Source organism: Janthinobacterium sp. C22 (assembly GCF_057919405.1).
In genome coordinates this window covers 5,394,703-5,417,212 of record NZ_CP193659.1, presented here as the reverse complement: position 1 = coordinate 5,417,212, position 22,510 = coordinate 5,394,703, and the positions used below count along the sequence as shown (strand labels likewise).

The window sequence follows — 22,510 nt, the reverse complement described above, 5'->3', positions numbered from 1 at the left end:
CTCCTGATCAACTGAGGGCGGCTGAAGGCGACAGCAGCACGGGGATGGATTTGAAGGTCGGCGTGCGCGAACCGTGGCCCACGCTGCCCAGCGGCACCAGCGGATTGGTTTCCGGGTAGTAGGCACCGATGCAGCCGCGCGGAATGTCGTACTCGACCAGCAGGAAGCGGTCGGCGCGGCGTTCGATGCCGTCATGCCACACGCCGATCAGGTCGACCCAGTCGCCGGCCGCAAAGCCCAGCATGGACAGGTCGTCCTTGCTGATGAAGACGACGCGGCGCTGGCCGAACACGCCGCGGTAGCGGTCGTCCATGGCGTAGATCGTCGTGTTGTACTGGTCGTGCGAACGCGTGGTCATCAGCACCATCAGGCGCTTGCCGTACTGCTGGCGCGCGCGGTGGATCGGTGTGTCCAGCTCGATGGCGTTGACGAGGAATTGCGCCTTGCCGCTGTCCGTCTTCCACACCCGTTCGCGCGAGGCAATTTCCAGGTGGAAACCGCCCGGTTTGGCCACACGCAAGTTGTAGTCGAAAAAGTCGTCGAATACTTGCTCGATGGAATCGCGCAACAGCGCATAGTTGCCGGAATAGCGCAGCCAGTCGATCTTCTCGCTGCCCACGGTCGCCTGCGCCATGCCGGCCACGATGGCGATTTCCGAGCGCAGATTGGGCGAGGCGGGCTGGTTCATTCCGAACGAGATGTGCACCATGCTCATCGAGTCTTCCACCGTCACGCCTTGCGCCACGCCTTGCTGCACGTCGATTTCCGTGCGGCCCAGGGTGGGCAGGATCAGCGCATCCTTGCCGTGCACCAGATGGCTGCGGTTGAGCTTGGTGGCGATGTGCACCGTCAGGTCGCACGACCGGAGCGCGTCCCAGGTGCGCGGCGTGTCCGGCGTGGCCATCGAGAAATTGCCGCCCAGGGCGACGAATACTTTGACCTTTTTCTCCAGCATGGCCTCGATGGTGCCGACGGCGTCATAGCCGTGGTGGCGCGGCGGTTCAAAACCGAAGACCAGGCCCAGGCGGTCGAGGAATTCCTTGGTCGGCTGTTCCTCGATGCCCATGGTACGGTCGCCCTGCACGTTCGAGTGGCCGCGCACGGGGCACAGTCCCGCGCCGCGCTTGCCGATATTGCCGCGCATCATCATCAAGTTCGACAGGATCTGCACGGTGGCCAGCGAATTCTTGTGCTGCGTCACGCCCATGCCCCAGGTGGCGATGACGGCCTTGCCCTTGACATAGATCTGCGTCAACTCTTCGATCTTGTCGCGCGCCACGCCCGATTCGGCCAGCAGCAAGTCCCAGCTTTCCGCGCGCAGGTCGGCCGCGAAGGCGTCGAAGCCGCTCGTGTGTTCGGCGATGAAATCGCAGTCGAGCACGCGCTCCTGGCCGTGGGCGATGGCGTCGTCATCGAGCTCGACGACGCGCTTGGCCATGGCCTTGATCAGCGCGAAGTCGCCGCCCAATGTCGGGCAGATGAACAGCGAGCAGATGTTCGTGCTGCCGCCCGTCAGCATTTCCAGCGGATGCTGGGGGCTGGTGAAGCGTTCCAGGCCCCGTTCGTGCAGCGGGTTGATGGAAACGATGGTGGCGCCGCGGCGCGACGCTTCGCGCAATTCGCCCAGCATGCGCGGGTGGTTGGTGGCCGGGTTCTGGCCGAACAGCAGCAGGGTGTCCGCATGCTCGAAGTCGTCCAGCAGCACCGTGCCCTTGCCGATGCCGACGGTTTCCGGCAAGCCGCGGCTCGTCGCTTCGTGGCACAGGTTGGAGCAATCGGGGAAGTTATTCGTGCCGTAGGCGCGCACGAACAGCTGGTACAGGAAAGCCGCCTCGTTGCTGGCGCGGCCCGACGTGTAGAAGGCGGCCTGGTTCGGGTCGTCCAGCGCGTGCAAATGGTGCGCCACGAGGGCGAAGGCGTCGTCCCAGGAAATGGCCTGGTATTTGTCGCTGGCGGCGTCGTACACCATGGGGTCCGTCAAGCGGCCATGTTGTTCCAGATCATAGTCCGACTGTTCCATCAATTCCGTGACCGTGTGTTCCTGGAAAAACTCAGGGCGCACGCGCTTGCTCGTCGATTCGGCCGCCACGGCCTTGACGCCGTTTTCGCAGAATTCGAAGGTCGACGCGTGTTCGCGGTCGGGCCAGGCGCAGCCGGGACAGTCGAAGCCGTCGGGCTGGTTTTGCTCGAACAGCGAGCGGTAATTGCCCGCGCTGACTTTTTCCTTGAACAGGTTGATGGCCACATACTTGAGGGCACCCCAACCGGCCGCGGCATGGGTGTAGGGCGCGATGCGCGCGTCGGACTTTGGCTTGCTCATGATGACTCTCCTGGTGATATGCGATGGGACAATCACATGGTAGGGGCGGCGGACTGCCCCGTAGGCGCACAGTTCCGGACAAAAAAACAGAGTACAGATGGCAAGACGACGATGCCGGTCGCGCCGGCGCCGGCCGTGATTTATGATGTGGACAAGGAGAAAAAACATGCACAAGGAAGACAAGGAAGACAAGGAAGACGGCATCGACGCGGCGCTGATCGCGCTGCTGGCGCTGCTGTGGGAGGCGCGGCAGGAGGCGCCGGGGAAGCCGTGGTCGCTGGCCAAGCTGGCCAAGCGGGCAGGGGTACAGATGAGCACTTTGTTGCGCCAGCTCAATGCGCTGTCCAGCGCGGGCCTGGTGGTGGTCGCCACGGCCGAGAGCGGCGGCGGCAGCGCGCTGCTCTCCGCGGCGGGTGCCGAGCTGTGCGCCAGCGTGTTCGCGCCGCCGCCGGCAGAGTAAAACCGCATCTGTACTCTATCGGCTGGCGCCGGACTGTACCTCCTGGCCTGTCCCCATTCGCCCTATGCTACGTCCTGACGAATGCACATCAAGGGGGAAGCACAATGAACACCATCCTGTATCCGCAGCCAGCGCTCCGGCAGCCAGACCATATCGCGCCCTGCGTGGACATGCTGGGCCGCCCCTGACGGACTTGCGCATTTCCGTCATCGACCAGTGCAACTTCCGCTGCACCTATTGCATGCCGGCCGAGCTGTACCCCAGCGATTACCCGTTCCTGCCATCAAGCGAGCGCCTGTCCTTCGAGCAGATCGAAACGATGGCGCGCGCCTTCGTGCGCCTGGGCGTGGATAAGATCCGCATCACGGGCGGCGAGCCGCTGCTGCGCAAGAACCTGGAACGGCTGATCGAGATGCTGGCGCGCCTCACCACGCCGGACGGGCGCGCCGTGAGCATCGCGCTGACGACGAATGGCAGCTTGCTGGCGGCCAAAGCGCGTTCGCTGAAGGAGGCGGGCCTGGAGCGGGTCACCGTCAGCCTCGACAGTCTGGACAACGGCATCTTCCAGCGCATGAATGGCGTCGACTTTCCCGTCGAGAAAGTGCTGCACGGGATTGAGGTAGCGCAAGCCGTCGGCTTGCACCCCGTGAAGGTCAACATGGTCGTGCAGAAAGGCGTCAACGATAGCCAGATCGTGCCGCTGGCGCACCACTTCCGCTACACGGGCGTGATCCTGCGCCTGATCGAATTCATGGACGTGGGCGGCATCGGCGCCTGGTCGCGCACGCACGTCGTCACGTCGGACGCGGCGCGCGCGCTGATCGCGGCCGAGTTCCCCCTCGTATCGCTGGGCGAAGGCAAGCCGATCCTGCACGAGACGGCCAGCCGCTACAGTTATCTCGATGGCGGCGGCGAAGTGGGTTTCATTTCCAGCGTGTCGCAGCCGTTCTGCGGCGATTGCAGCCGCGTGCGCGTCTCGTCGGACGGCAAGCTGTTTACCTGCCTGTTCGCCCACGACGGCCTCGACCTGCGGCCCCAGCTTGATCCTGCGCAAGGCGCGCAAGGTCTGGAAACCGTGCTGCGCCGGCACTGGCAACGCCGTGGCGACCGCTACTCGGAAGTGCGCGGCGCGCTGGCCCAGGCCGGCGGCGCCCAGCGCAAGCAGTATCCCACCGTGCGCATGTCGCTGGTGGGTGGGTGAATGGTCTACAAGAATTCGGTGATGAGTTTGCCGAGCAAGATGATCGCCTGTTCCACCTCCACGCTCCACGGATAGCTGTAGTTGAGGCGGATGCAATGCCTGTAGGCCTGGCTGACGGAAAACATGCGTCCCGGGCCCACCGTGATCTTGCATTCCAGCGCGCGCCGGTACAGCTGCATGGAGTCCACGTTGCCGGGCAACTCCACCCACAGCACGTAGCCGCCCTGCGGTTGCGAGACTTTGGTGCCGGCGGGAAAGAAGCGCAGCACGGCGGCGGCCATGATGCGCGCCTGCTGGGCGTAGGCCTTGCGGGTGCGGCGCAGATGCTGTTCGTAGCCATCGTTCTGCAGGTATTCGGCGATGGCCAGCTGCGGGAACGACGAGGTGGTGAGCGTGTTGAGGAATTTGAGTTCCTCCACCTTGCTGCGGTAGCGTCCGGCCAGGGCCCAGCCCACGCGCTGGGCGGCGCTGAGGCTCTTGGAAAACGAGGAACAGTGCAGCACCAGGCCCTTGCGGTCGCAGGACTTGAGCGAGGACGGGTGGGCGTCGCCGTAATACAGTTCGTTGTAGACGCCGTTTTCGATGGCGGGCACGTCGTGCTGCTCCAGCAGCTGGACCAGGGCCCGCTTGCGCTGGTCCGACATCTGGAAACCCAGCGGATTCTGGAAGTTCGGCATGACCATGACGGCGGCGATCGGTTGCCGGGCCATGATGTCGGCCAGCGCTTCGATGCTGATGCCGTCATACGGATCGGTGGACACTTCCACCACCTTCATGCCCAGCCGCTCGACGGCCAGCAGCATGGCATAGAAGGTGGGCGATTCGACGGCGATGGTGTCGCCCGGCCTGGCCACCGCTTGCAGGCACAGGTTGATGGCTTCCGTGGCGCCCACGGTGACGATGATTTCGTCGGGATCGACGGCCAGGCCGTTTTCCAGGTAGCGGCGGGCGATTTCGCGTATCAGTTGCGGGTTGCCCGGCGGCAGGTCGTCCGTCATGCTCCAGTCGCGGTTGCGGCGCGCCACGGCGCTCGCGTACTGGTTGATGCGTTCCCATGGAAACAGCGCGGGATCGGGGTAGGGCGAGCCCAGCGGGATGGCGTCGTGCAAGCCGATCGAGCGCAGGGTCGACAGCACCAGGCGGCTGACGTGCACTTCGGCCGGCACGGTACTCGGCTGGGATGCCTGCATGCACAGGTCGGCCGGCTGCGCATCGCCGTCGGCGCGGGGCCGCACGAAGTAGCCGGACTGGGGGCGGCTTTCGATCACGCCCATGCCTTCCAGCTTGACGTAGGCGCGCAGCACCGTGGTGATGCTCAGCTTGTGCTGCTGGCTGGTCTGGCGCACGGAGGGAATGCGTTCGCCGGGCAAGAGCACGCCCTGGGCCACCAGTTGCTCGATGTCACTGACGAGCTTTTCATACAATTTCATTGGTATCCATTCTTGATTCTTGCTCTACGTCATTGCATTATCGTCCAATTCATGACGACCTATAGTTACAGATATCGCATGTTGCCTAAATGAAACTTCCATCCGGCACTTCTGGTTTAAGATTCACCTGGAAAACGAAAAAAGGAATATTGGTTATGGCAATTCCACAAAGCATGCTGTCCGTCGTCGCGCGCGACGAAGTGCATTTGCAGTTCAATGTGAAGGCCGGCGTTGAACCGGAGCAGCTGTTCAGGCTGCTGGGCAAACTGTGGGAATCCGGGGGCACGGGCATCTTGGACCCCACCCTGAACCGCCACCATCAGTTGACGGGCGGCACGGCCAATGTGGTGCTGGGATTCAAGCCCGAGCTGTGGCGCGCAGCCTGCCCCGGCTGCGTGCCGGACAATATGGCATCGTTCGCGCACGACCTGGTGGGCGCCAACGGCAAGACGGCGCCCGCCACCCAGCACGATTTCTGGGTCTGGATCACGCAGTCGAACGCGGCCACCCTGTACGACAGCATGCGCACGACGCTCACCTTGCTGAGTCCCTGCGCCGAGCTGGCCAGCGAGCAGGTGTGTTTTCCGTATCACAATAACGTGACCTTCGACGGCTTTGCCGACGGCGTCGCCAATCCGAATCCGTTCCGCGCGAATGGCGTGGCCATCATTCCCGATGGCGAGGCAGGTGCGGGCGGCTCGACCGTGCTGCTGCAGAAATGGCGCATGGACGTGGAGCGCCTGCGCGCCTTGCCCGTGCACGCGGCGGAGCAGGTGTGGGGCCGCACCAAGGCCGGCAGCCATGAATTGTCGCCGCTGCCCGTCGATTCCCACGTGGGCCGCAACCAGTTTATCCGCGATGGCGAGGAAGTCGATATCGTGCGCCGCAATGCCAATTACGCCAATGCGACCGGGGCGGGCGTCATGTTTGTCGGTTTCTGCAAGGACATCACGGTGACCATGGGCATGCTGCGGCAAATGTACGGCGTAGGCTATGATGGCGTCACCAAGACGGACAGGCTGCTGGATTTTTCCACGGCGCTGTCGTCGGCGATCTATTTCGTGCCCAGCATCGACGCCTTGCTGGCCGTGGGTATTTCGCCGGCGGATCCCGGCTAAGGGCCGCCCCGGCGGTCCCTATTTTTACTTAAAAGGAGTTTTCCATGCGTATTCGTCCCGCCACATTGCTGTCCACCCTGATACTGGGCAGCGTCGTCTTCAGCGCTTCCGCTTCCGCCGTCGGCCTGGGTTTCCTGGCAGATACGCCGATGGCTTACCTGAACAAGAACGACAAGCCCGTCTTCGTGAAGGCCGTCACCGACGTGCTCAACGACAAGAAAGATGGCGAAACCGTGCAATGGAGCAATGAAGGCTTGCGCAATTCCGTGCGCATCGCCGCCGACATCACGGCCAGCGACACGGAAAAGACGGATGCGCAAACGTGCCGCAAGGTGCAGGTGGGCTTGAACGCCAAGGGCCAGGAACAGACCCTCAAGCTGAAAGTCTGCAAGGCTGGCACGGCCGCGTGGAAAGTGGCGAAGAGCTGATCGCCCGTGCTTTCCCTTGCCGGTCCTGCGCCGGCAAGGTGACGACTTTCTCATAGGTAAGTCTGGCAGCGGTTAGAATCACGCTTTACCCTCACTTCTGTCACCTGCATGCAGCAAAGTCGCCTCCTGTTCTTCCGCCTGGCCGGCCAGTTTCGCCGCTATGGCGCCATCGTTGCCGCCACCTTGCTGGCCGTGGGCGTGGCGTCCGCCACCGATGTGTTGTTAATCCGCCAGCTGCAAAACGTCGTCGACGCCATGCGCACGACGGCCAGCACGCAGGTCGCGCCCGTGTCCGGCGTGATGGGCATGCTGCAGGGCTGGGTCGACCGTTTCTTGCCGGCACAGGCAGGGCAGGTGGACTTGTGGGTGATTCCCGCCACCATCCTGGGCCTGGCCGTGCTGCGCATGGTGTCCAGCTTTGCCGGCGATTACGGTTCCGTCTGGCTATCGAGCCGCGTGCAGGCCGATCTGCGCGAAAAGATGTTCGCCACCATCATGCGCCTGCCCAGCCGCTTTTTCGATACCACCACCACCAGCCTGACGCAGTCGCGCGTGGCCTTCGACGCCAGCCAGGTGTCGCAGGCGGGCTTGAACGTGCTCAACGTGATGGTGCGCGATTCCGTCGCCACCATCGGCTACCTGATCCTGCTGTTCAGCATCGACGTGAAACTGGCCCTGTTCTGCATGGCGTCGATGCCCATCGTGGCCATCGTCGTGACCCTGGCGGGACGCCGCATGCGCCATCTGAGCAAGAGTTCGCAGCAAGCCGTGGGCGAGCTGACGTCGGTGCTCGACGAAAGCATCGGCGGCCAGCGCGTGGTGAAAATCTTCGGCGGGCAAGACTATGAACAGGCGCGCTTCGTCGATGTCGTCAAGCGCAACCGCCAGCTGGCCGTCAAGCACGCGGCCACGTCGGCCATGAATTCCGGCTTCATCATGATGCTCGTCGGCATCACCCTGTCGTCCGTGATCTATTTCGCCATGCTGCGCGCGCAAAGCGGCGCCATCACGCCGGGCGCCTTCGTCGCCTTCATGGGGGCGCTGATGGCCATGCAGTCGCCGATCAAGAATTTGACCAAGATCAACGAGCCGCTGCAGCGGGCCTGGCGGCGGCCGAATCCGTCTTCGGCTTGATCGACACGCCGCTGGAACCGGACCCGGGCACCATCGCCCCGGCCACCGTGCAGGGCAATCTGTCCCTGCAGAACGTGCACTTCCGCTACAACAGCGACGACCCCGATGCGCCCACGGCCTTGAGCGATATCACGCTCGACATCCGCGCCGGCGAAACGGTGGCCCTGGTGGGCGGTTCCGGCGGCGGCAAGACGACCTTGCTGGGCTTGCTGCCGCGCTTCTATGACGTCAGCGGCGGCCAGATCCTGCTCGACGGCGTCGACGTGCGCGACTACGCCTTGCTGGCCCTGCGGCGCCAGTTCGCCCTCGTCAGCCAGGATGTGATCCTGTTCAACGATACGATGGCGGCGAATATCGCGTACGGCGACCCGGCCCCGGATCAGGACAGGATCGAAGCGTCGGCGCGCGCCGCCTACGCGCACGATTTCATCATGCAGTTGCCGCAAGGCTACGCGACCCAGGCGGGGCAGAACGGTTCGCGCCTGTCGGGCGGGCAACGCCAGCGCCTGGCCATCGCGCGCGCCCTGTACAAGGATGCGCCGATACTGCTGCTCGATGAAGCCACCAGCGCGCTGGACACGGAGTCGGAGCGCTCGGTGCAGGCGGCGCTGGAAGTGCTGATGCGCAACCGCACCACCATCGTCATCGCCCACCGCTTATCCACCATCGAAAGCGCCGACCGCATCGTCGTCATGCAGGGCGGGCGCCTGGTCGAGTCGGGCCGCCATGCCGCCTTGCTGCAGCAGGGCGGCGCGTATGCACGGCTGCATGCGAGCCAGTTGTCGCCCGTCAAGGATGGCATGGGCTGATGTGTGGCGCGCCTGCCGCGCCAGCGCATGTCCCCGGACCGGGGCCGGACCAGCAGGTCTGGTCCCGGGTTTTTATTGCGGGGGCGGCAATCGTGCCCATGGCGAACGGCGCTTGCCTTTATGATAGTGGCCGCAAAGCAACATGAACAGCAACATGAAAAATCAACAGACGATGCGCTGGCTGCTGGCCGCCGCGCTGGGTGCGGCCTTGCCGCTGGCGGCGCAGGCACAGCCGGCGGCGCAGTCGCCAGCGCCAACGCCAACCTTGCAGGAGGAAGACCGGACCATGTATCTGGATGAAAATTTCATGCCCAGCAACCAGCGCCGCGCCGTGTATGCGCTGCGCACGCCGCCCGTGCGCGACGAGGCGCTGGGCGCCTGGCATGTACGGCTCGAATTTCCCGATACGCCGGGCGTGCTGGCCTTTGAAACCTATGCCACGGATCTGGACCTGAGTCAGATCAGGTTCGTAAAGTTTCGCAAGTATTACCACGAGAATGGCCAGCTGTTGCGGGAAACCTATTTCAATGCCCAGGGCGAGGAGCTGCTGGGCGGCTGCGTGTACTTCGAGAATGGCCAGGTCCAGCAAAGAGTGACCGCGTTGCCGAACGGGCGCGACAGCATCTCGGAAACGTACCACGAGAACGGCCAACTGATGAGCCGCACGCTGTACCACGGCGACGAGATGGCCGATGGCGAGCACGTGTCGTATGGCGCGAACGGGGCCGTCAGCAACCGCTCGTATCGCCGCAATGGCCAGATGGATGGCCTGGAGGAATCGTTTTATGCCGATGGCAAGCTGTTCCGAAGGGGACGGCACGTCGATGGCAAGCGCGAGGGCGAGTTTGTCATGTATGCCGAGGATGGCAAGGTGCTGGCCAGGACCGTCTGGGTGCACGGCCAGCCCGACGGCTGGTCGTTTGAAAGCCATGGCAATGGCGTCGTGTCGAACAAGACGCTGTACCGGAAAGGCGCCGTGCTCAGCTTGCAAACGTGGGGGCCGAATGGCCGGCCCAAGTTTGCGTGGCAGAAAGACGCGCAGGGGCGCGACCATGGCGACACGACGGATTGGCATGCCAACGGCGTGCGCGCCAGCGTGACGCCGTTTATCGATGGCCAGCGCCACGGCTTGCTGCAGACCTGGTACAGCGACGGCAGCCTGCGGCAGATCGTGCCGTATGAGCACGGCAAGAAGCACGGCATCGAGCGCCAGTGGGACAAGGCCGGCAAGCTGGTGCTGGAGCAGGCGTGGCACGATGGCCAGCCCGTGGCCGCGAAATAGGGGGATCGCATGCGGTATGCACAGCAAATGCGCCTGGCGCTGCTGGCAGCGCTCATGACGGTGCTGCCGCTGGCGGCGCAGGCACAGGCACCGGCCGGCGGCACGTCGTTCTATGACAACGGCCAGCTCAAGCAAAAAGTGACCCGGCTGCCGAACGGGCGCGACCGTATTGTCGAGTCTTACCATGAGAATGGCCAGCTGATGAACCGCATCACTTACCACGGCCAGCAGATGGCCGATGGCGAGTATGTATCGTATGGGCCGAATGGCAAGGTGAGCAGCCGCGCCTTCCTGAAGGGCGGCAGGATGCATGGGCTGCAGCAATTGTTTTACGCAGACGGCAAGCTGTTCCAGCGCAGCCATTTCATCCATGACCAGCAGGATGGCGAGGCAGTCACCCTGGCGCCCGATGGCAAGGTACTCGCCAGCATGACGTGGCGCAATGGCGAGCCCGACGGCTGGTCGTTCGACAGCCATGACAATGGCCAATTGGCGCAGAAAGCGCTGTACCGCAAGGGCAAGCTGCTGAGCATGCAGAAGTGGGGCAGCAATGGCCAGCCGACCGTTGCCTGGCAGCAGGATGCCCAAGGGCGCGAGCAGGGCGACTTAACGGAATGGCATGACAACGGCATGCGCGCCAGTGTCACGCCCATGCGCGACGGCCAGCGCCATGGCTTGCTGCAGACCTGGTACGGCGATGGCAGCCTGCGGCAGATCGTGCCGTACGAACGCGGCCAGAAGCACGGCATCGAACGCCAGTGGGACGCGGCCGGCAAGCTGGTGCTGGAGCAGGTTTGGCAAGCCGGAGAGCCAGTCCCCATGCGCTAGGAATCCACCCGCCTTTGCAGGTATCATGCAGGGATTCCGGCCCGCCAGCAGGCGCGCAGCCGGGTCTGATAACTGGAGGCAATGGTGGTGGAAGCGGAAGTTTCGGCAATGGCCAGGGCGCAAGGCATGGCCTTGCAAAACATGCGCGTGGTCATGCGCGCGGCGCAGCGGCATTCGGCACAGATCGAGAAGCAATGCGGCGTGTCGGGCGCGCAACTGTGGGTGATGCAGGAATTGCTGGAGCGGCCGGGCCTGCGCATGGGCGAGCTGGCCGGCAAGATGTCGCTACACCAGACGACGGCCAGCAACCTGGTCGAGGCGCTGGTGAAGAAAACCTATGTGCGCAAGGCGCGCGACCAGCCCGACCAGCGCGTCGTTACGCTCACCCTGACGGCGGAAGGGCAAGCCGTGATCGCCGGCGCGCCGCAGCCGGCGCGCGGCTTGCTGCCCAGCGCGCTGGCCCAGCTGGACCCCGACAGCCTGGCGCACCTGAACCAGGGCTTGAACGCCTTGCTGGCCGTCGTCGCCCCCGATGACAGGCAGGGTGGCATGCAGCCGTTTCCGTTCACCATGTAATCACGCGGCAAGCGTGTGGCCGGGCCGCTCCGCTTGCCCTTATCATCGGCGCCATCGCACCGTTGATGAAAGCATGCCTTGAAGATCGTCATTCCCGTTTTGCTGGCTACCGTCCTGGCCGGTTCATCCCTTTCCATGGCCACTGAGTCGGCCGCCCCGGCCTTGCCTTCCGAGCCGTCGCCGGCCATCCTGTATTTCGACGCGGATTACCAGCCTGCCGGGCGTGCCGCCGCCATGTACGAGCAGCGCGCGCCGCTGCGCCACGATGCGGTCCGCCAGGCCTGGCATTGGCAGCTGTATTTCGCGCAGCCGCCGGGCAAGCTGCACATGGATGCCTGGCTGCGCGGCGCGGACCCGGAGTCGCCCCGCTACGTCTATCAGCGCAGCGTGTATTTCGCCGATGGCCAGCCGGCCCTGCTGGAAGAGCGCAACGGCGAGGGCGACTTCGATGGCGTGAACGTCGCCTGGTATGCGGATGGCACGCTAAAAAGCCGCAAGGCTTACCGCGGCGGCGAGTACGAGGGCTTGCATAGCCACTACCATGCGAATGGCCAGCTGAGCCGTGAATTGCGGTACCACGCGGGCCAGCCCGCCGATGGCGAATACCTGAGCTTTGACGAGCATGGCCAGGTCAGCAACCGCGCCCATTTTGCCGATGGCGTGCTGTCGGGCGAAGTGACAGCGTTTCATCCGAATGGCCGGCTGGCCGAGTGCGGGACCTATCTGGACGGCCAGCGCGAGGGCCTGTACGAGGCCTGGTGGCCGGACGGCCGCGAAAAATCGCACCTCCATTATGTGCATGGGGAAAAGCACGGGCTGGAGCGCAACTGGGCCGAGGACGGCACGCGGACCCTCTGCGCATGGCAGGAGGGCAGCTTGCTGCGCCCCTGCAGCCATTTTTAGTTCGGTGGCGCCGGCAGCCGTTGCAGCTGCAACTGGGCCAGCGCGCCGTATAGCGGTTCGCTGAGCACGCGCGAGACGGTGCTGGCCACCACGGCGCAGGCCATCAGGCTCAGTACCATGCCGTGGCCGTCGACCATTTCCATGACGATGATGAACGCCGTCAGCGGCGCCTGCGTGGCGGCGGCCAGGAATCCCACCATGCCCAGCGCGATCAGCGCGGGCGCATGCGGGTAGTGCAGCAATTGCGCAATGTCATGCCCGATCCCGGCGCCGATGGCCAAGGATGGTGCAAAGATGCCGGCCGGCACGCCCGACCACACGGTCAGCCACGTCGCCACATATTTGAAGGCCACAAAGGCCGGCGCCACATCGGACGAGCCTTCGAGCATGGCGCGCGTGGCCACGGTGCCGCTGCCGAACGTGGCGCCGTGGCTGGCGATGCCGATGGCCGCCACCAGCAAACCGCAGACGGCGGCGAACAGCACGGGCCGGCCTGTTCTCCACGCCGATAATCTTCCCAGCGGATTGCTCCGGGCGGACGCCAATAGCAGCCGGGCGAACAGGCCCCCGGCCACGCCCGCGACCAACGTTACCAGTAAACCTGGCAGTGCCAGCGCCAGGCCGATGGGGCCGGGATGGATGATGCCGAAGTGGGTGGCGTTGCCGTGGATCGAGACGGCCATCATGCCGGCCAGCACGATGCCGGCGACAATCAAGCCGCTGTTGCGCTGCTCGGGCGAGCGCGACAGTTCTTCGATGGCGAACATGACGCCCGCCAGCGGCGTGTTGAAGGCGGCCGCGATGCCGGCCGCGCCACCGGCCACCAGCAGCGAATGGGCGCTCACCTGCGCGTGGCGCGGCAGCCAGCGTCGCGCGGCCAGCATCACGCCGGCGGCGATCTGCACTGACGGCCCTTCGCGTCCCAGCGACAATCCCCCCAGCAAGCCGCCCGCCGTCAGGCCGATCTTCGCGGCGCTGAGTTTCAGGGACACAAACAATGAGCGCTGTTCCGGCGCCACGGCCGGGTCCAGTGTCGCCATCACCTGCGGGATGCCGGAACCGGCCGCGCCCATGGCATAGCGGCGCGTCAGCCAGACCAGCAGGGCGGCGCAGGCCGGTGTCCACAGCAGGGCGAACCACCAGGCCTTGCCGTTAAAAAGAGAAAACAATCGAGCGCTGTTTCCGCGAGCCACGTAAAGCCCACGACGACGAGGCCCGCGACGGCGGCCATGCCGACGACGACGGCGCGCGACCACCACAGGCGCGGGTTGGCAAATTCATGCTTGAAGGCAGAGGGGATGTCGTGCAAGTGCTTCATTGCGGCAAGTCCTGGAAGGGGCGCGCAGGGCGTCGGGGAGGCTTGCCATTATATAGATGTATTTGCTCAAATGTATTTGCGGGGTTTTAATTGTGGAACTTCAGTTGTGGAACTGCTACACGAACAGTTCGCGCCGCGCGCTCTGGCTGATGGCGATGGTGGCGGGGTGGCTCAGGCGGCGTTCCGTGGTGATCGCATACACCTGCTCGACGAGGCTGTCGACCCGGCCCAGCGCCACCACGCCATGCTGTTCGCACACCTGGGGCGCGATCACGGTGGGGGCGAAGAACAGGCCGGCGCCGGACTGGCCGAAGGCCTGCATCATGGCGCTGTCGTCGAACTCGCCCACGATGCGCGGGTGCAGGTGGTTGTCGCCCAGCCATTGCAGCAGGCGGCCATAGATGGCGAAATCCTCGCCCGGCAGCAGCAGCGGCGCGCCGTTCAGGCATAGCGGAAAGCCGCCTTCCAGGGTGGCGGCCAGGGCCGGCGTGCCGAACAGGGTCATGCCGCTTTCGCCCAGCAGGTGGTTGTAGCCGCGCACGCTCAAGTGGGACGGCATGGGGCGGTCGGCGATGATCAGGTCCAGCCGGTGCACGGCCAGGTCCGCCAGCAGGCTGGCCAGCCGGCCTTCGCGGCAGATCATGCGCAGCGGTTCGGCCAGGCCCAGCGCCGGTTCGACCAGGCGGCAGGCGATCAGCTTGGACACGGAATCGGCGCAGCCCACGCGAAACGTGGTCGTCGCTGTGCGCGACTGGTCGCGCACGATTTCCAGCAATTCGTCGCCCGTGCTGAAAATCTCTTCCGCATGGCTGAGGATGCGCCTGCCCGTCTCCGTCAATTCCAGCTTGCGCCCGCTGCGGCGGAACAGTTCCACGCCCAGGGTGTCGGCAAAGTCGCTGAGCTGGCCCGAAATCGATTGCGGCGTCAGGTGCAGCTGCTCGGCCGCGCGGGCGATGCTGCCCGTCTTGGCCACCATCCAGAAATAGCGCAAGTGCTTGAAGTTGAGTGTGGACATGTTTGTTCCCGGCAAATTAATGCATCGACTTTTTCGATGTATTCGTAAATTATATTCGATTTGTTCGATGTTTATATTCAGCCTATGATGACTGCTCAATTCATGCAAGGAGAATGCCATGGGCATCAGGATAGACACAGACAGTTGCGGAGGCCGCCGATGAACGGCCTGGAGAGCATTGCAACGGCACCCATGTGGGCCGGCTTCATCGTATTCGTCCTGTTCATGCTGGCGCTGGACCTGTTCGTCTTCGGCGGCAACAAGGCGCACAAGGTGGGCGTCAAGGAAGCGGCGACGTGGTCGCTCGTGTGGGTCAGCCTGGCCCTGCTGTTCAACGGCGGCCTGTGGTGGTATCTGAACGGCACGGCCGGTCCCGAGATCGCCAACCAGAAGGCGCTGGAGTTTTTCTCCGGCTACCTGATCGAGAAAGCCCTGTCGGTCGATAACGTGTTCGTCTTCCTGCTGATCTTCAGCGCCTTCCAGGTGCCGATCCAGTACCAGCGCCGCGTGCTGATCTACGGCGTGCTGGGCGCGATCGTCATGCGCGCCGTGATGATTATGGCCGGCGCGTGGGTGGTGAGCGAATTCAGCTGGGTGCTGTACCTGTTCGGCGCCTTCCTGTTGATTACCGGCATGCGCATGCTGGTGGCGGCCGATGCGGAACCGGACGTGGCGAACAATCCCGTGCTGCGTTTTGCCCGCCGTCACTTGCGGGTGGCGGACGGCGACCACGGCGAGCGTTTCTTCGTGGCCAAGGGCGGTTTGCGCTATGTCACGCCGCTGTTTCTGGTGCTGATCCTGATCGAGGTGACGGACCTGGTGTTTGCGGTGGACTCGATCCCGGCGATCTTCGCCATCACGACGGACCCGTTCATCGTCTTTACGTCGAACCTGTTCGCCATCATGGGCTTGCGTGCCTTGTACTTCCTGCTGGTGGACGTGGCTGACCGCTTCCACATGCTCAAGTATGGCCTGGCGATGGTGCTGGTGTTCATCGGCGCCAAGATGCTGATCATGCCGTGGTACCACGTGCCCGTCGAAGCGTCGCTGCTGGTGGTGGCGGTGCTGATCGTATCGAGCTGCGTGGCGAGCGTGTTCATCACCCGCAGCGACAAAAAGTAAAACTGCAGTACGGCGCGCCCCGCAAGGCGGTGGCGCGTCTTTTGATCAATCACAATGAAAGAATGAAATCATGCGTACCTATGAAGCGAACAGTCCCCAGGCAGCGGGACGTATCCTGGCCCTGATGATGGTGGTCGACGGCAATCTGGCCAGCGCCGAGCTGCAAGCCATGCACCGCAGCAAGATTCTCGAGCATATCGACCTGGCGCCGGCCGCCTTCCAGCAACTGCTGCAAGACCTGTGCGACGACATGCTGACGTCGACCGTGCATGGCGCCGTGCAGCTGGCCCATGGCGTGATCGACAGCCTGCTCGATGAAATCACGGACCCGGACTTGCGCCGCAAGCTGCTGCAAGCCATGTGGAAGATCGCCGACGCGGACGACTGGCTGGCCGATGGCGAAGCCGTGCTGCTGGCCCGCGCCAGCGCGGCGTGGTCGGCGGAAACGAATTTCCGCCAGCACGCGGCGTAATTACGCTGCCTTGTGTCCCATGGCAATCACGGCGGCGCCGGCCAGGGCCAGGCCCACACCCGTCACATCCGTCCAGGCGGGCGTGACGCCGTCCACCAGCCACAACCATCCCAGCGCCGTGGCGATATAGATGGCGCCATACGTGGCATACACGCGTCCGCTGGCGGCCGGATGCAAGGTCAGCAGCCACACGAAGACCAGCAGGCTGATGGCGGCCGGTAACAGCAGCCAGGCGCTGCCCTTGTTGCTCAGCCATAGCATGGGCAGGTAGCAGCCCAGCAATTCGGCCACGGCCGTGACGGTAAACAGCCCGAAGGTGCGGGCAAGACTGGTCCATTCGATGGCGTCGCTCATGGTGTTCCTGTGATGTGGTCAAGACGCCATTCTAGCCGCCGGGCGGCGCCGTCCCTGCTATGATCGGCTTCGGATACCGGAGGAGACACCATGACGACGACCCCAGCGCCGCGCGCCTTGCTGCAAGCCATGTTCCAGGCCGCCATCGAAGCGGCCCAGCCATCGCACTGCATACCGCCCCATCTGCCGCCCGCGCCCAAGGGGCGGCTGATCGTCATCGGCGCCGGCAAGGCCTCGGCCGCCATGGCGCAAGCCGTCGAGCGGCACTGGCCGGGGCCGCTGTCGGGGCTCGTCGTTACGCGCTACGGCTATGCCGTGCCGTGCGAGCGCATCGAGATCGTGGAAGCGTCGCATCCTGTGCCGGACTCTGCCGGCATGACGGCGGCGCGCCGCATGCTGGAGTTGGTTAGCAATCTGCAGGCGGACGATACGGTGCTGTGCCTGATCTCGGGCGGCGGTTCGTCGCTGCTGGCCTTGCCGCTGGACGGCATCACCCTGGAAGACAAGCAAACCCTGAACCGCGCGCTGCTGGCGTCGGGCGCCACTATCGGCGAAATGAATTGCGTGCGCCGCCATTTGTCCGCCATCAAGGGCGGCCGGCTGGCGGCCGCCTGCCATCCGGCGCAAGTGGTGACCTTGGCGATTTCCGACGTGCCCGGCGACAAGCTGGGCGATATCGCGTCCGGCCCCACGGTGGGCGACGCGACGACGTGCGCCGACGCGCTGGCCATCGTGCGCCGCTATGGGATCGCATTGCCGGACAGCCTGCGCGCCGCGCTGGAAAGCGGGCGCGGCGAATCCGTGAAACCCGATGATCCGCGGCTGGCGCGCACGCGCACGACCCTGGTCGCCACGCCGCAGATGGCCCTGGAAGCGGCGGCCGCCGTGGCGCGCGCGGCCGGCGTCACGCCGTATATATTGGGCGACAGCCTGGAAGGCGAGGCGCGCGACGTGGGCAAGGTCATGGCCGGCATCGCGCTGCAGACGGCGGTACGGGGCCAGCCGTTTCCCGCCCCGTGCGTGCTGCTGTCGGGCGGCGAAACGACGGTCACCGTGCGCGGCAACGGTCGCGGCGGGCGCAACGTGGAATTTTTGCTGGCGCTGGGCATCGCGCTGGACGGGCAAGCGGGCATCCACGCGCTGGCCGGCGACACGGATGGCGTCGATGGCCAGGAAGAGATCGCCGGCGCTTGTCTGGCGCCTGACACCCTGCGGCGCGCCTGGGCGCTGGGCATCAAGCCCCGCGACAGCCTCGACAACAACGATGGACACGGCTTCTTCCAGGCGCTGGGAGATAGTGTGATCACGGGCCCGACATTGACGAACGTCAATGATTTCCGGGCCATTTTGATTACCTGATCAGTTAAAACCTTCCAGGACGATCTTGCCTTTGGCCGTATTGCTCTCCAGCAAGGCATGCGCGCGTTTCAAATTCGCCGCATTGATCGTGCCGAAGCGCTCGGCCACGGTGGTCTTGATCACGCCCGCATCCACCAGCTGCGCCAGTTCTTCCAGCAGTGCATGCTGCTGGAGCATATCGGCCGTCTGGAACAGGGAACGGGTAAACATCAGTTCCCAGTGCAGGGACACGCTCTTGCCCTTGAACTTGCGCACGTCGATGTGCTCGGGGTCGTCGATCAGGGCAAATTTCCCTTGCGGCGCGATCAGTTCCACGATCTGTTCGAAATGCTTGTCCGTCTGGTTCAGGCTGATCACGTAATCGACGGGCGGCAAGCCCAGGCGCGTGATTTCGGCGGCCAGCGGCAGGCTGTGGTCGATCACGTGGTGGGCGCCCAGTTGCTTGACCCAATCGGCCGTTTCCGCGCGCGACGCCGTGCCGATGATGGTGACGCCCGTCAATTGACGCGCCAGCTGCACCAGCACGGAACCGACGCCGCCGGCCGCACCGATCACCAGCAGCGACTTGCCGGTCAGACTCCTGTCGCGGCTGAGCTGCAGGCGGTCGAACAGCAATTCCCAGGCCGTGATCGCCGTGAGCGGCAGGGCGGCGGCCGGAGCAAAGTCCAGGCTGGCCGGCATGTGACCCACGATGCGCTCGTCGACTAATTGAAATTCGCTGTTGCTGCCGGGGCGGTTGATGGCACCTGCGTACCAGACCTTGTCTCCCACGGAACAGGGTGACGTCGGGACCGACGGCCGTGACGACGCCGGCCGCATCCCAGCCCAGTACTTCGGGCTGGCCGTCTTTCGGCGCGCGGTTCTTGCGCACCTTGGTGTCGACGGGGTTGACGGAGACGGCCTTGACGGCGACGAGCAGGTCGCGTCCCGTGGCGACGGGCACGGGCAGATCGATGTCGAGCAGGGCGTTGGCATCCGTGATGGGCAGGCTGTGGTGGTAGGCGATGGCTTTCATATTCTTCCTTTGGTAAAACAGTGATGGAGTCGGGTAGGTCGGATTAGCGCGGCTGTACCGCGCGTAATCCGACACCACCATCGGCCACGCCAACAATGTTGTCGGATTACGGTCCTTTGGACCTAATCCGACCTACGCCATACAGGCTTGATGACGTATCATGGCCATTTTCTCGCCAGCGAAAAAGAGGGCGCGTACCGAAACACTTTCAAAGGAATGCTGAAAATTGCTGCGACTCGATGACTTGCAGGTATTTGTGCGCACGGCCGACCGGGGCAGCCTGTCGGCGGCCGCGCGCGAGATCGGCATCTCGCCAGCGCTGGCCAGCGCCGCCGTCAAGCGCCTGGAAGGGGAATTGGGCTTGCGCCTGCTGGCCCGCACGACCCGTTCGCTGAGCCTGACGCCGGAAGGCACGCAATACCTGGAGCACGCGCGCGAAGCCTTGCGCCTGCTGCGCGCGGGCCATGATGCGCTGCTGGCCGGCAAGGACAGTTTCGGTGGAACCTTGAAAATTGCCATGCCTTCCGACCTGGGCCGCAACCTGATGCTGGGCTGGCTGGACGCATTCCAGTCGCGCCACCCGAAGCTGCAGTACCAGCTCAGCGTCAGCGACCGGGTGGCCGACATGGTGCGCCAGCAAGTGGACATTGCCCTGCGTTACGGCCAGCAAGACGATTCGAGCATGATCGCCATGCCCATCGCCCCCGCCAACGACAGGGTGCTGGTGGCCTCGCCCGGCTACCTGCGCGAACATGGCCCCTTGCTGGCGCTGGAAGACTTGCTGCAGCACAATTGCCTGCGCTTCGCGCTGGAAGACGGCTTGCACGACCGCTGGACCTTTTACCGCCTGCCCCAGCGCGAGCAAGTGACGATTTCCGTCAGCGGCAACCGCAGCGCCGACGATGCCGAGCTGGTGCGCCGCTGGGCAGTGGCGGGGCTGGGCATCGCCTATAAATCGCGGCTCGACGTGTCCGGCGACTTGGCGGCCGGCCGCCTGCACGTGCTGCTGCCCGACGTGGCGGGCGAGGCGACGCCCCTGCACCTGGTCTGCATGCACCGGGCGCAAGTGACGCCGCTGGTGCTGCAGCTGCGCGATTTCTTGCGCGACAAGTGTGCGGAGTTATTCAAACAGCATGATTAATTGCGGATGATTCCTGCGCGAGGCGTACTTCGCTGATTGTAAGATCAGCGGTTTTTGAAAATCACATCGCTCATGTATTGATTCAAATCGCGAAAATCCTTTACCCGCCAGGCGTATGGCGCGATCTTGACGCCATTCTCTTTCAAGGTCTTTGGAATCAAATCGCCATTCGGACGCAGTATGACCGAGGATACGATCACACCCGGATAATCCTTCAGGCGTTTCTTGAAAGCGGCCGTTGTCAGGTCCGGTGTGGGAGGCGTGCTTTTATTCGCCAATGGCCCTGTGCCCTTGATCTCTGCGCCATGGCATACGGCACATCGCTGGACATACAGCGTTTTTCCATTCAGATTCTCCGCGGAGGCTGACGGCGTTTGTATGAGCGATAACATTCCGAATGCAGCGATAAATAATATTTTCATTTCTTTTTAATATGGACGTATTGTATGGATAATGTCTGATTCAAGAGAAAATACGTAGCTGCCATTGCAATACGCAATTCTCCCGATAACATTTTATCCGAGATTATTCATCAGTCATGTGCCCGTACCCGCGAAAAGTTTCCTAATGAGCAATCCTGCTTGATTACAACTCGTTGCAAATGGCAATCATGCGCAGGTCAACCTGGGCGTACTCTCAGGCATTCTGCATGAAACCGCTTGAAGGATTGCCATGACCCCGAACCGATTATTGCCGACGACCTTGATGTCCCTGCTGTTGCTGGCCGGCTGTGCCGCGACGGAACCTGCCGTCCAGGCCGATCATCGCGCGCCGGCCAGTTTCGCGCAGGACATTGCCATGCTGGAACGGGTCAGCTGGGGCGTGAACGGGGGCAGCGTGCGCCAAGTGCAAGAGAAAGGCTGGAACGCCTGGCTGCGGGCGCAACTGCACCCAGGCAAAACCACGCTGCCGCCCGCCGTGCAGGCGCAGATCGACGCCATGACCATCAGCCAGGTGCCGCTCGATCAGCTCGTCATGTCCGTGGAGCAAAAGCGCAAGGCGTCGGCCGGCGTCATGGACGACATGGCGAAGCAGCAGGCGCAAAAGGAGTACCAGCAGGAACTGAATCGCCTGGCGCGCGAGGCGGCCACGCGTTCGCTGTTGCTGGACGTGTATTCGCCGAACCAGCTGCAGCAGCAGCTGAGCTGGTTTTGGCTCAACCATTTCAGCGTACACCAAGGCAAACACAACTTGCGCGCCATGGTCGGCGACTACGAGGCGAACGCCATCGTGCCGCATGCCTTGGGGAAATTCCGCGACTTGCTGGGCGCCACCGTCCACCATCCGGCCATGCTGCGCTACCTCGATAATGAAGCCAATGCCGTCAAGCGCATCAATGAAAACTATGCGCGCGAGCTGATGGAGCTGCACACCCTGGGCGTGAACGGGGGCTATAGCCAGACGGACGTGCAGGAACTGGCGCGCATCCTGACCGGGGTGGGCGTCAACCTGGGCACGGATACGCCGAAGGTGAAACCGGCGCTGCAATCGCAATACGTGCGCCGTGGCTTGTTCGAATTCAATCCGAACCGCCACGATTACGGCGATAAACAATTTCTGGGGCAAACGGTGAAGGGCAGGGGACTGGCCGAACTCGACGAAGCGCTGGATCGCCTGAGCCGCAGTCCCGCCACCGCGCACTTTATCAGCGGCAAGCTGGCCCAGTATTTCGTCGGCGACAATCCACCTGAAGCCCTGGTGGCGCGCATGGCGGCCACCTTCCAGCAAAGCGACGGCATGATCGCCGACGTGCTGCAGACCATGTTCAGCAGTCCCGAGTTCAGGCAGTCGCTGGGCAAGAAATTCAAGGATCCCATGCATTATGTGGTGTCGGCCGTGCGCCTCAGCTACGACGACAAGCCCATCCTGAACGCGGGCCCCATGCTGAGCTGGCTCGCGCGCATGGGCCAGCCCCTGTACGGGCGCCAGACGCCCGATGGCTATCCGCTGACGGACGCCTCCTGGGCCAGCCCCGGCCAGATGACGACGCGCTTCGATATCGCCCGCACCATCGGTTCGGGCAGCGCCGGCCTGTTCAGGACGGATGGCCCGCAGCCGCAGGAAAAGGTGGCGTTTCCCCAGCTGGCCAGCGCCCTGTATTACCAGTCGCTGCAGCCAGGCCTGAGTCCCGCCACGCGCCAGGCCCTGGAGCAGGCCGCCTCGCCGCAGGAGTGGAACACTTTCCTGTTGTCTTCACCGGAAATGATGCACCGTTAGATTGAAAG

The 22,510-nt window shown here is 64.0% G+C and carries 22 protein-coding genes and 1 pseudogene; 15 read left to right on the top strand and 8 right to left on the bottom strand.

Going from position 1 to position 22,510, the window contains the following annotated elements; translation table 11 throughout:
• Positions 1-7: 7 nt before the first annotated feature.
• Entirely contained in the window at positions 8-2,320 is a 2,313-nt protein-coding gene (locus tag ACRHIG_RS25320; protein WP_489628295.1) for an FdhF/YdeP family oxidoreductase, read from the bottom strand.
• 166 nt (positions 2,321-2,486) lie between these two features.
• Between ACRHIG_RS25320 and ACRHIG_RS25315 the strand changes: the two genes are divergently transcribed.
• The gene (locus ACRHIG_RS25315) at positions 2,487-2,780 is read left to right on the top strand and encodes a helix-turn-helix domain-containing protein (protein ID WP_489628294.1); all 294 of its coding nucleotides are present in this window, start codon (positions 2,487-2,489) and stop codon (positions 2,778-2,780) included.
• 64 nt (positions 2,781-2,844) lie between these two features.
• Positions 2,845-3,981: a GTP 3',8-cyclase MoaA gene (gene moaA, locus ACRHIG_RS25310; protein WP_489628293.1), complete on the top strand. Its 1,137-nt coding sequence runs from the start codon at positions 2,845-2,847 to the stop codon at positions 3,979-3,981.
• 5 nt (positions 3,982-3,986) lie between these two features.
• Here moaA and ACRHIG_RS25305 read toward each other — a convergent pair whose 3' ends face one another.
• Positions 3,987-5,411, bottom strand: a complete 1,425-nt coding sequence (locus tag ACRHIG_RS25305) for an aminotransferase-like domain-containing protein (RefSeq protein ID WP_489628292.1) — start codon at positions 5,409-5,411, stop codon at positions 3,987-3,989.
• A gap of 155 nt (positions 5,412-5,566) precedes the next feature.
• Between ACRHIG_RS25305 and ACRHIG_RS25300 the strand changes: the two genes are divergently transcribed.
• From ACRHIG_RS25300 to ACRHIG_RS25265, 8 genes are all read left to right on the top strand, one after another.
• Positions 5,567-6,529, top strand: a complete 963-nt coding sequence (locus ACRHIG_RS25300; protein ID WP_489628291.1) for a Dyp-type peroxidase — start codon at positions 5,567-5,569, stop codon at positions 6,527-6,529.
• Positions 6,530-6,573: 44 nt separating this feature from the next.
• Entirely contained in the window at positions 6,574-6,957 is a 384-nt protein-coding gene (locus ACRHIG_RS25295; protein ID WP_326458365.1) for a hypothetical protein, read from the top strand.
• Positions 6,958-7,065: 108 nt separating this feature from the next.
• Positions 7,066-8,091: an ABC transporter permease gene (locus ACRHIG_RS25290; RefSeq protein ID WP_489628290.1), complete on the top strand. Its 1,026-nt coding sequence runs from the start codon at positions 7,066-7,068 to the stop codon at positions 8,089-8,091.
• Positions 8,088-8,900, top strand: coding sequence for an ABC transporter ATP-binding protein (locus ACRHIG_RS25285; RefSeq protein ID WP_489628289.1), 813 nt, complete (start codon positions 8,088-8,090; stop codon positions 8,898-8,900). The genes ACRHIG_RS25290 and ACRHIG_RS25285 overlap by 4 nt, the downstream gene beginning before the upstream one ends.
• A gap of 154 nt (positions 8,901-9,054) precedes the next feature.
• A complete protein-coding gene (locus tag ACRHIG_RS25280; RefSeq protein WP_489628288.1) occupies positions 9,055-10,182 on the top strand; it encodes a toxin-antitoxin system YwqK family antitoxin in 1,128 nt (375 codons plus the stop codon).
• A 9-nt stretch (positions 10,183-10,191) separates the two neighbouring features.
• Positions 10,192-11,010 (top strand): toxin-antitoxin system YwqK family antitoxin, encoded by an 819-nt coding sequence (locus ACRHIG_RS25275; protein ID WP_489628287.1) that lies wholly within the window; start codon positions 10,192-10,194, stop codon positions 11,008-11,010.
• A gap of 126 nt (positions 11,011-11,136) precedes the next feature.
• Complete coding sequence (locus ACRHIG_RS25270) at positions 11,137-11,586, top strand: MarR family winged helix-turn-helix transcriptional regulator (protein ID WP_489628286.1); 450 nt, start codon at positions 11,137-11,139, stop codon at positions 11,584-11,586.
• Between the two features lie 78 nt (positions 11,587-11,664).
• Positions 11,665-12,489 carry a toxin-antitoxin system YwqK family antitoxin gene (locus ACRHIG_RS25265; protein ID WP_489628285.1) on the top strand — a complete coding sequence of 275 codons (825 nt, stop codon included), beginning with the start codon at positions 11,665-11,667 and terminating at the stop codon, positions 12,487-12,489.
• Here the strand turns inward: ACRHIG_RS25265 and ACRHIG_RS25260 are convergent.
• From ACRHIG_RS25260 to nhaR, 3 genes are all read right to left on the bottom strand, one after another.
• Entirely contained in the window at positions 12,486-13,658 is a 1,173-nt protein-coding gene (locus tag ACRHIG_RS25260; RefSeq protein ID WP_489628284.1) for a chloride channel protein, read from the bottom strand. The genes ACRHIG_RS25265 and ACRHIG_RS25260 overlap by 4 nt on opposite strands.
• Positions 13,577-13,807: a hypothetical protein gene (locus tag ACRHIG_RS25255; protein WP_489628283.1), complete on the bottom strand. Its 231-nt coding sequence runs from the start codon at positions 13,805-13,807 to the stop codon at positions 13,577-13,579. The genes ACRHIG_RS25260 and ACRHIG_RS25255 overlap by 82 nt, the downstream gene beginning before the upstream one ends.
• A 115-nt stretch (positions 13,808-13,922) precedes the next feature.
• Positions 13,923-14,822, bottom strand: a complete 900-nt coding sequence (nhaR, locus tag ACRHIG_RS25250; protein WP_099409922.1) for a transcriptional activator NhaR — start codon at positions 14,820-14,822, stop codon at positions 13,923-13,925.
• 159 nt (positions 14,823-14,981) lie between these two features.
• Here nhaR and ACRHIG_RS25245 point away from each other — a divergent pair, with 159 nt between their 5' ends.
• On the top strand, positions 14,982-15,944 hold the full coding sequence (locus tag ACRHIG_RS25245) for a TerC family protein (protein WP_328571087.1): 963 nt from the start codon (positions 14,982-14,984) through the stop codon (positions 15,942-15,944).
• Positions 15,945-16,014: 70 nt separating this feature from the next.
• Entirely contained in the window at positions 16,015-16,416 is a 402-nt protein-coding gene (locus tag ACRHIG_RS25240) for a TerB family tellurite resistance protein (RefSeq protein WP_070224889.1), read from the top strand.
• Here the strand turns inward: ACRHIG_RS25240 and ACRHIG_RS25235 are convergent, their stop codons facing one another.
• Complete coding sequence (locus ACRHIG_RS25235; RefSeq protein ID WP_489628282.1) at positions 16,417-16,770, bottom strand: YnfA family protein; 354 nt, start codon at positions 16,768-16,770, stop codon at positions 16,417-16,419.
• Positions 16,771-16,860: 90 nt separating this feature from the next.
• Between ACRHIG_RS25235 and ACRHIG_RS25230 the strand changes: the two genes are divergently transcribed.
• A complete protein-coding gene (locus tag ACRHIG_RS25230; protein ID WP_489628281.1) occupies positions 16,861-18,129 on the top strand; it encodes a glycerate kinase type-2 family protein in 1,269 nt (422 codons plus the stop codon).
• On the opposite strand, the pseudogene ACRHIG_RS25225 reads toward ACRHIG_RS25230, so the two are convergent.
• A pseudogene (locus ACRHIG_RS25225) lies at positions 18,130-19,144 on the bottom strand (zinc-binding alcohol dehydrogenase family protein).
• Between the two features lie 226 nt (positions 19,145-19,370).
• Between ACRHIG_RS25225 and ACRHIG_RS25220 the strand changes: the two are divergent.
• The gene (locus tag ACRHIG_RS25220) at positions 19,371-20,285 is read left to right on the top strand and encodes a LysR family transcriptional regulator (RefSeq protein WP_489628280.1); all 915 of its coding nucleotides are present in this window, start codon (positions 19,371-19,373) and stop codon (positions 20,283-20,285) included.
• A gap of 44 nt (positions 20,286-20,329) precedes the next feature.
• Here the strand turns inward: ACRHIG_RS25220 and ACRHIG_RS25215 are convergent, their stop codons facing one another.
• Positions 20,330-20,707: a c-type cytochrome gene (locus ACRHIG_RS25215; RefSeq protein WP_475415973.1), complete on the bottom strand. Its 378-nt coding sequence runs from the start codon at positions 20,705-20,707 to the stop codon at positions 20,330-20,332.
• A 250-nt stretch (positions 20,708-20,957) separates the two neighbouring features.
• Between ACRHIG_RS25215 and ACRHIG_RS25210 the strand changes: the two genes are divergently transcribed.
• Positions 20,958-22,502 (top strand): DUF1800 domain-containing protein, encoded by a 1,545-nt coding sequence (locus ACRHIG_RS25210; RefSeq protein WP_489628279.1) that lies wholly within the window; start codon positions 20,958-20,960, stop codon positions 22,500-22,502.
• Positions 22,503-22,510 lie beyond the last annotated feature (8 nt).

Bases quoted from the DNA above. Each gene is read 5' to 3' on its own strand.
- ACRHIG_RS25320 (WP_489628295.1), bottom strand. From the start codon at position 2,320: ATGAGCAAGCCAAAGTCCGACGCGCGCATCGCGCCCTACACCCATGCC.
- ACRHIG_RS25315 (WP_489628294.1), top strand. From the start codon at position 2,487: ATGCACAAGGAAGACAAGGAAGACAAGGAAGACGGCATCGACGCGGCG.
- moaA (WP_489628293.1), top strand. From the start codon at position 2,845: ATGCTACGTCCTGACGAATGCACATCAAGGGGGAAGCACAATGAACAC.
- ACRHIG_RS25305 (WP_489628292.1), bottom strand. From the start codon at position 5,411: ATGAAATTGTATGAAAAGCTCGTCAGTGACATCGAGCAACTGGTGGCC.
- ACRHIG_RS25300 (WP_489628291.1), top strand. From the start codon at position 5,567: ATGGCAATTCCACAAAGCATGCTGTCCGTCGTCGCGCGCGACGAAGTG.
- ACRHIG_RS25295 (WP_326458365.1), top strand. From the start codon at position 6,574: ATGCGTATTCGTCCCGCCACATTGCTGTCCACCCTGATACTGGGCAGC.
- ACRHIG_RS25290 (WP_489628290.1), top strand. From the start codon at position 7,066: ATGCAGCAAAGTCGCCTCCTGTTCTTCCGCCTGGCCGGCCAGTTTCGC.
- ACRHIG_RS25280 (WP_489628288.1), top strand. From the start codon at position 9,055: ATGAAAAATCAACAGACGATGCGCTGGCTGCTGGCCGCCGCGCTGGGT.
- ACRHIG_RS25275 (WP_489628287.1), top strand. From the start codon at position 10,192: ATGCGGTATGCACAGCAAATGCGCCTGGCGCTGCTGGCAGCGCTCATG.
- ACRHIG_RS25270 (WP_489628286.1), top strand. From the start codon at position 11,137: ATGGCCTTGCAAAACATGCGCGTGGTCATGCGCGCGGCGCAGCGGCAT.
- ACRHIG_RS25255 (WP_489628283.1), bottom strand. From the start codon at position 13,807: ATGAAGCACTTGCACGACATCCCCTCTGCCTTCAAGCATGAATTTGCC.
- nhaR (WP_099409922.1), bottom strand. From the start codon at position 14,822: ATGTCCACACTCAACTTCAAGCACTTGCGCTATTTCTGGATGGTGGCC.
- ACRHIG_RS25245 (WP_328571087.1), top strand. From the start codon at position 14,982: ATGAACGGCCTGGAGAGCATTGCAACGGCACCCATGTGGGCCGGCTTC.
- ACRHIG_RS25240 (WP_070224889.1), top strand. From the start codon at position 16,015: ATGCGTACCTATGAAGCGAACAGTCCCCAGGCAGCGGGACGTATCCTG.
- ACRHIG_RS25235 (WP_489628282.1), bottom strand. From the start codon at position 16,770: ATGAGCGACGCCATCGAATGGACCAGTCTTGCCCGCACCTTCGGGCTG.
- ACRHIG_RS25230 (WP_489628281.1), top strand. From the start codon at position 16,861: ATGACGACGACCCCAGCGCCGCGCGCCTTGCTGCAAGCCATGTTCCAG.
- ACRHIG_RS25215 (WP_475415973.1), bottom strand. From the start codon at position 20,707: ATGAAAATATTATTTATCGCTGCATTCGGAATGTTATCGCTCATACAA.
- ACRHIG_RS25210 (WP_489628279.1), top strand. From the start codon at position 20,958: ATGACCCCGAACCGATTATTGCCGACGACCTTGATGTCCCTGCTGTTG.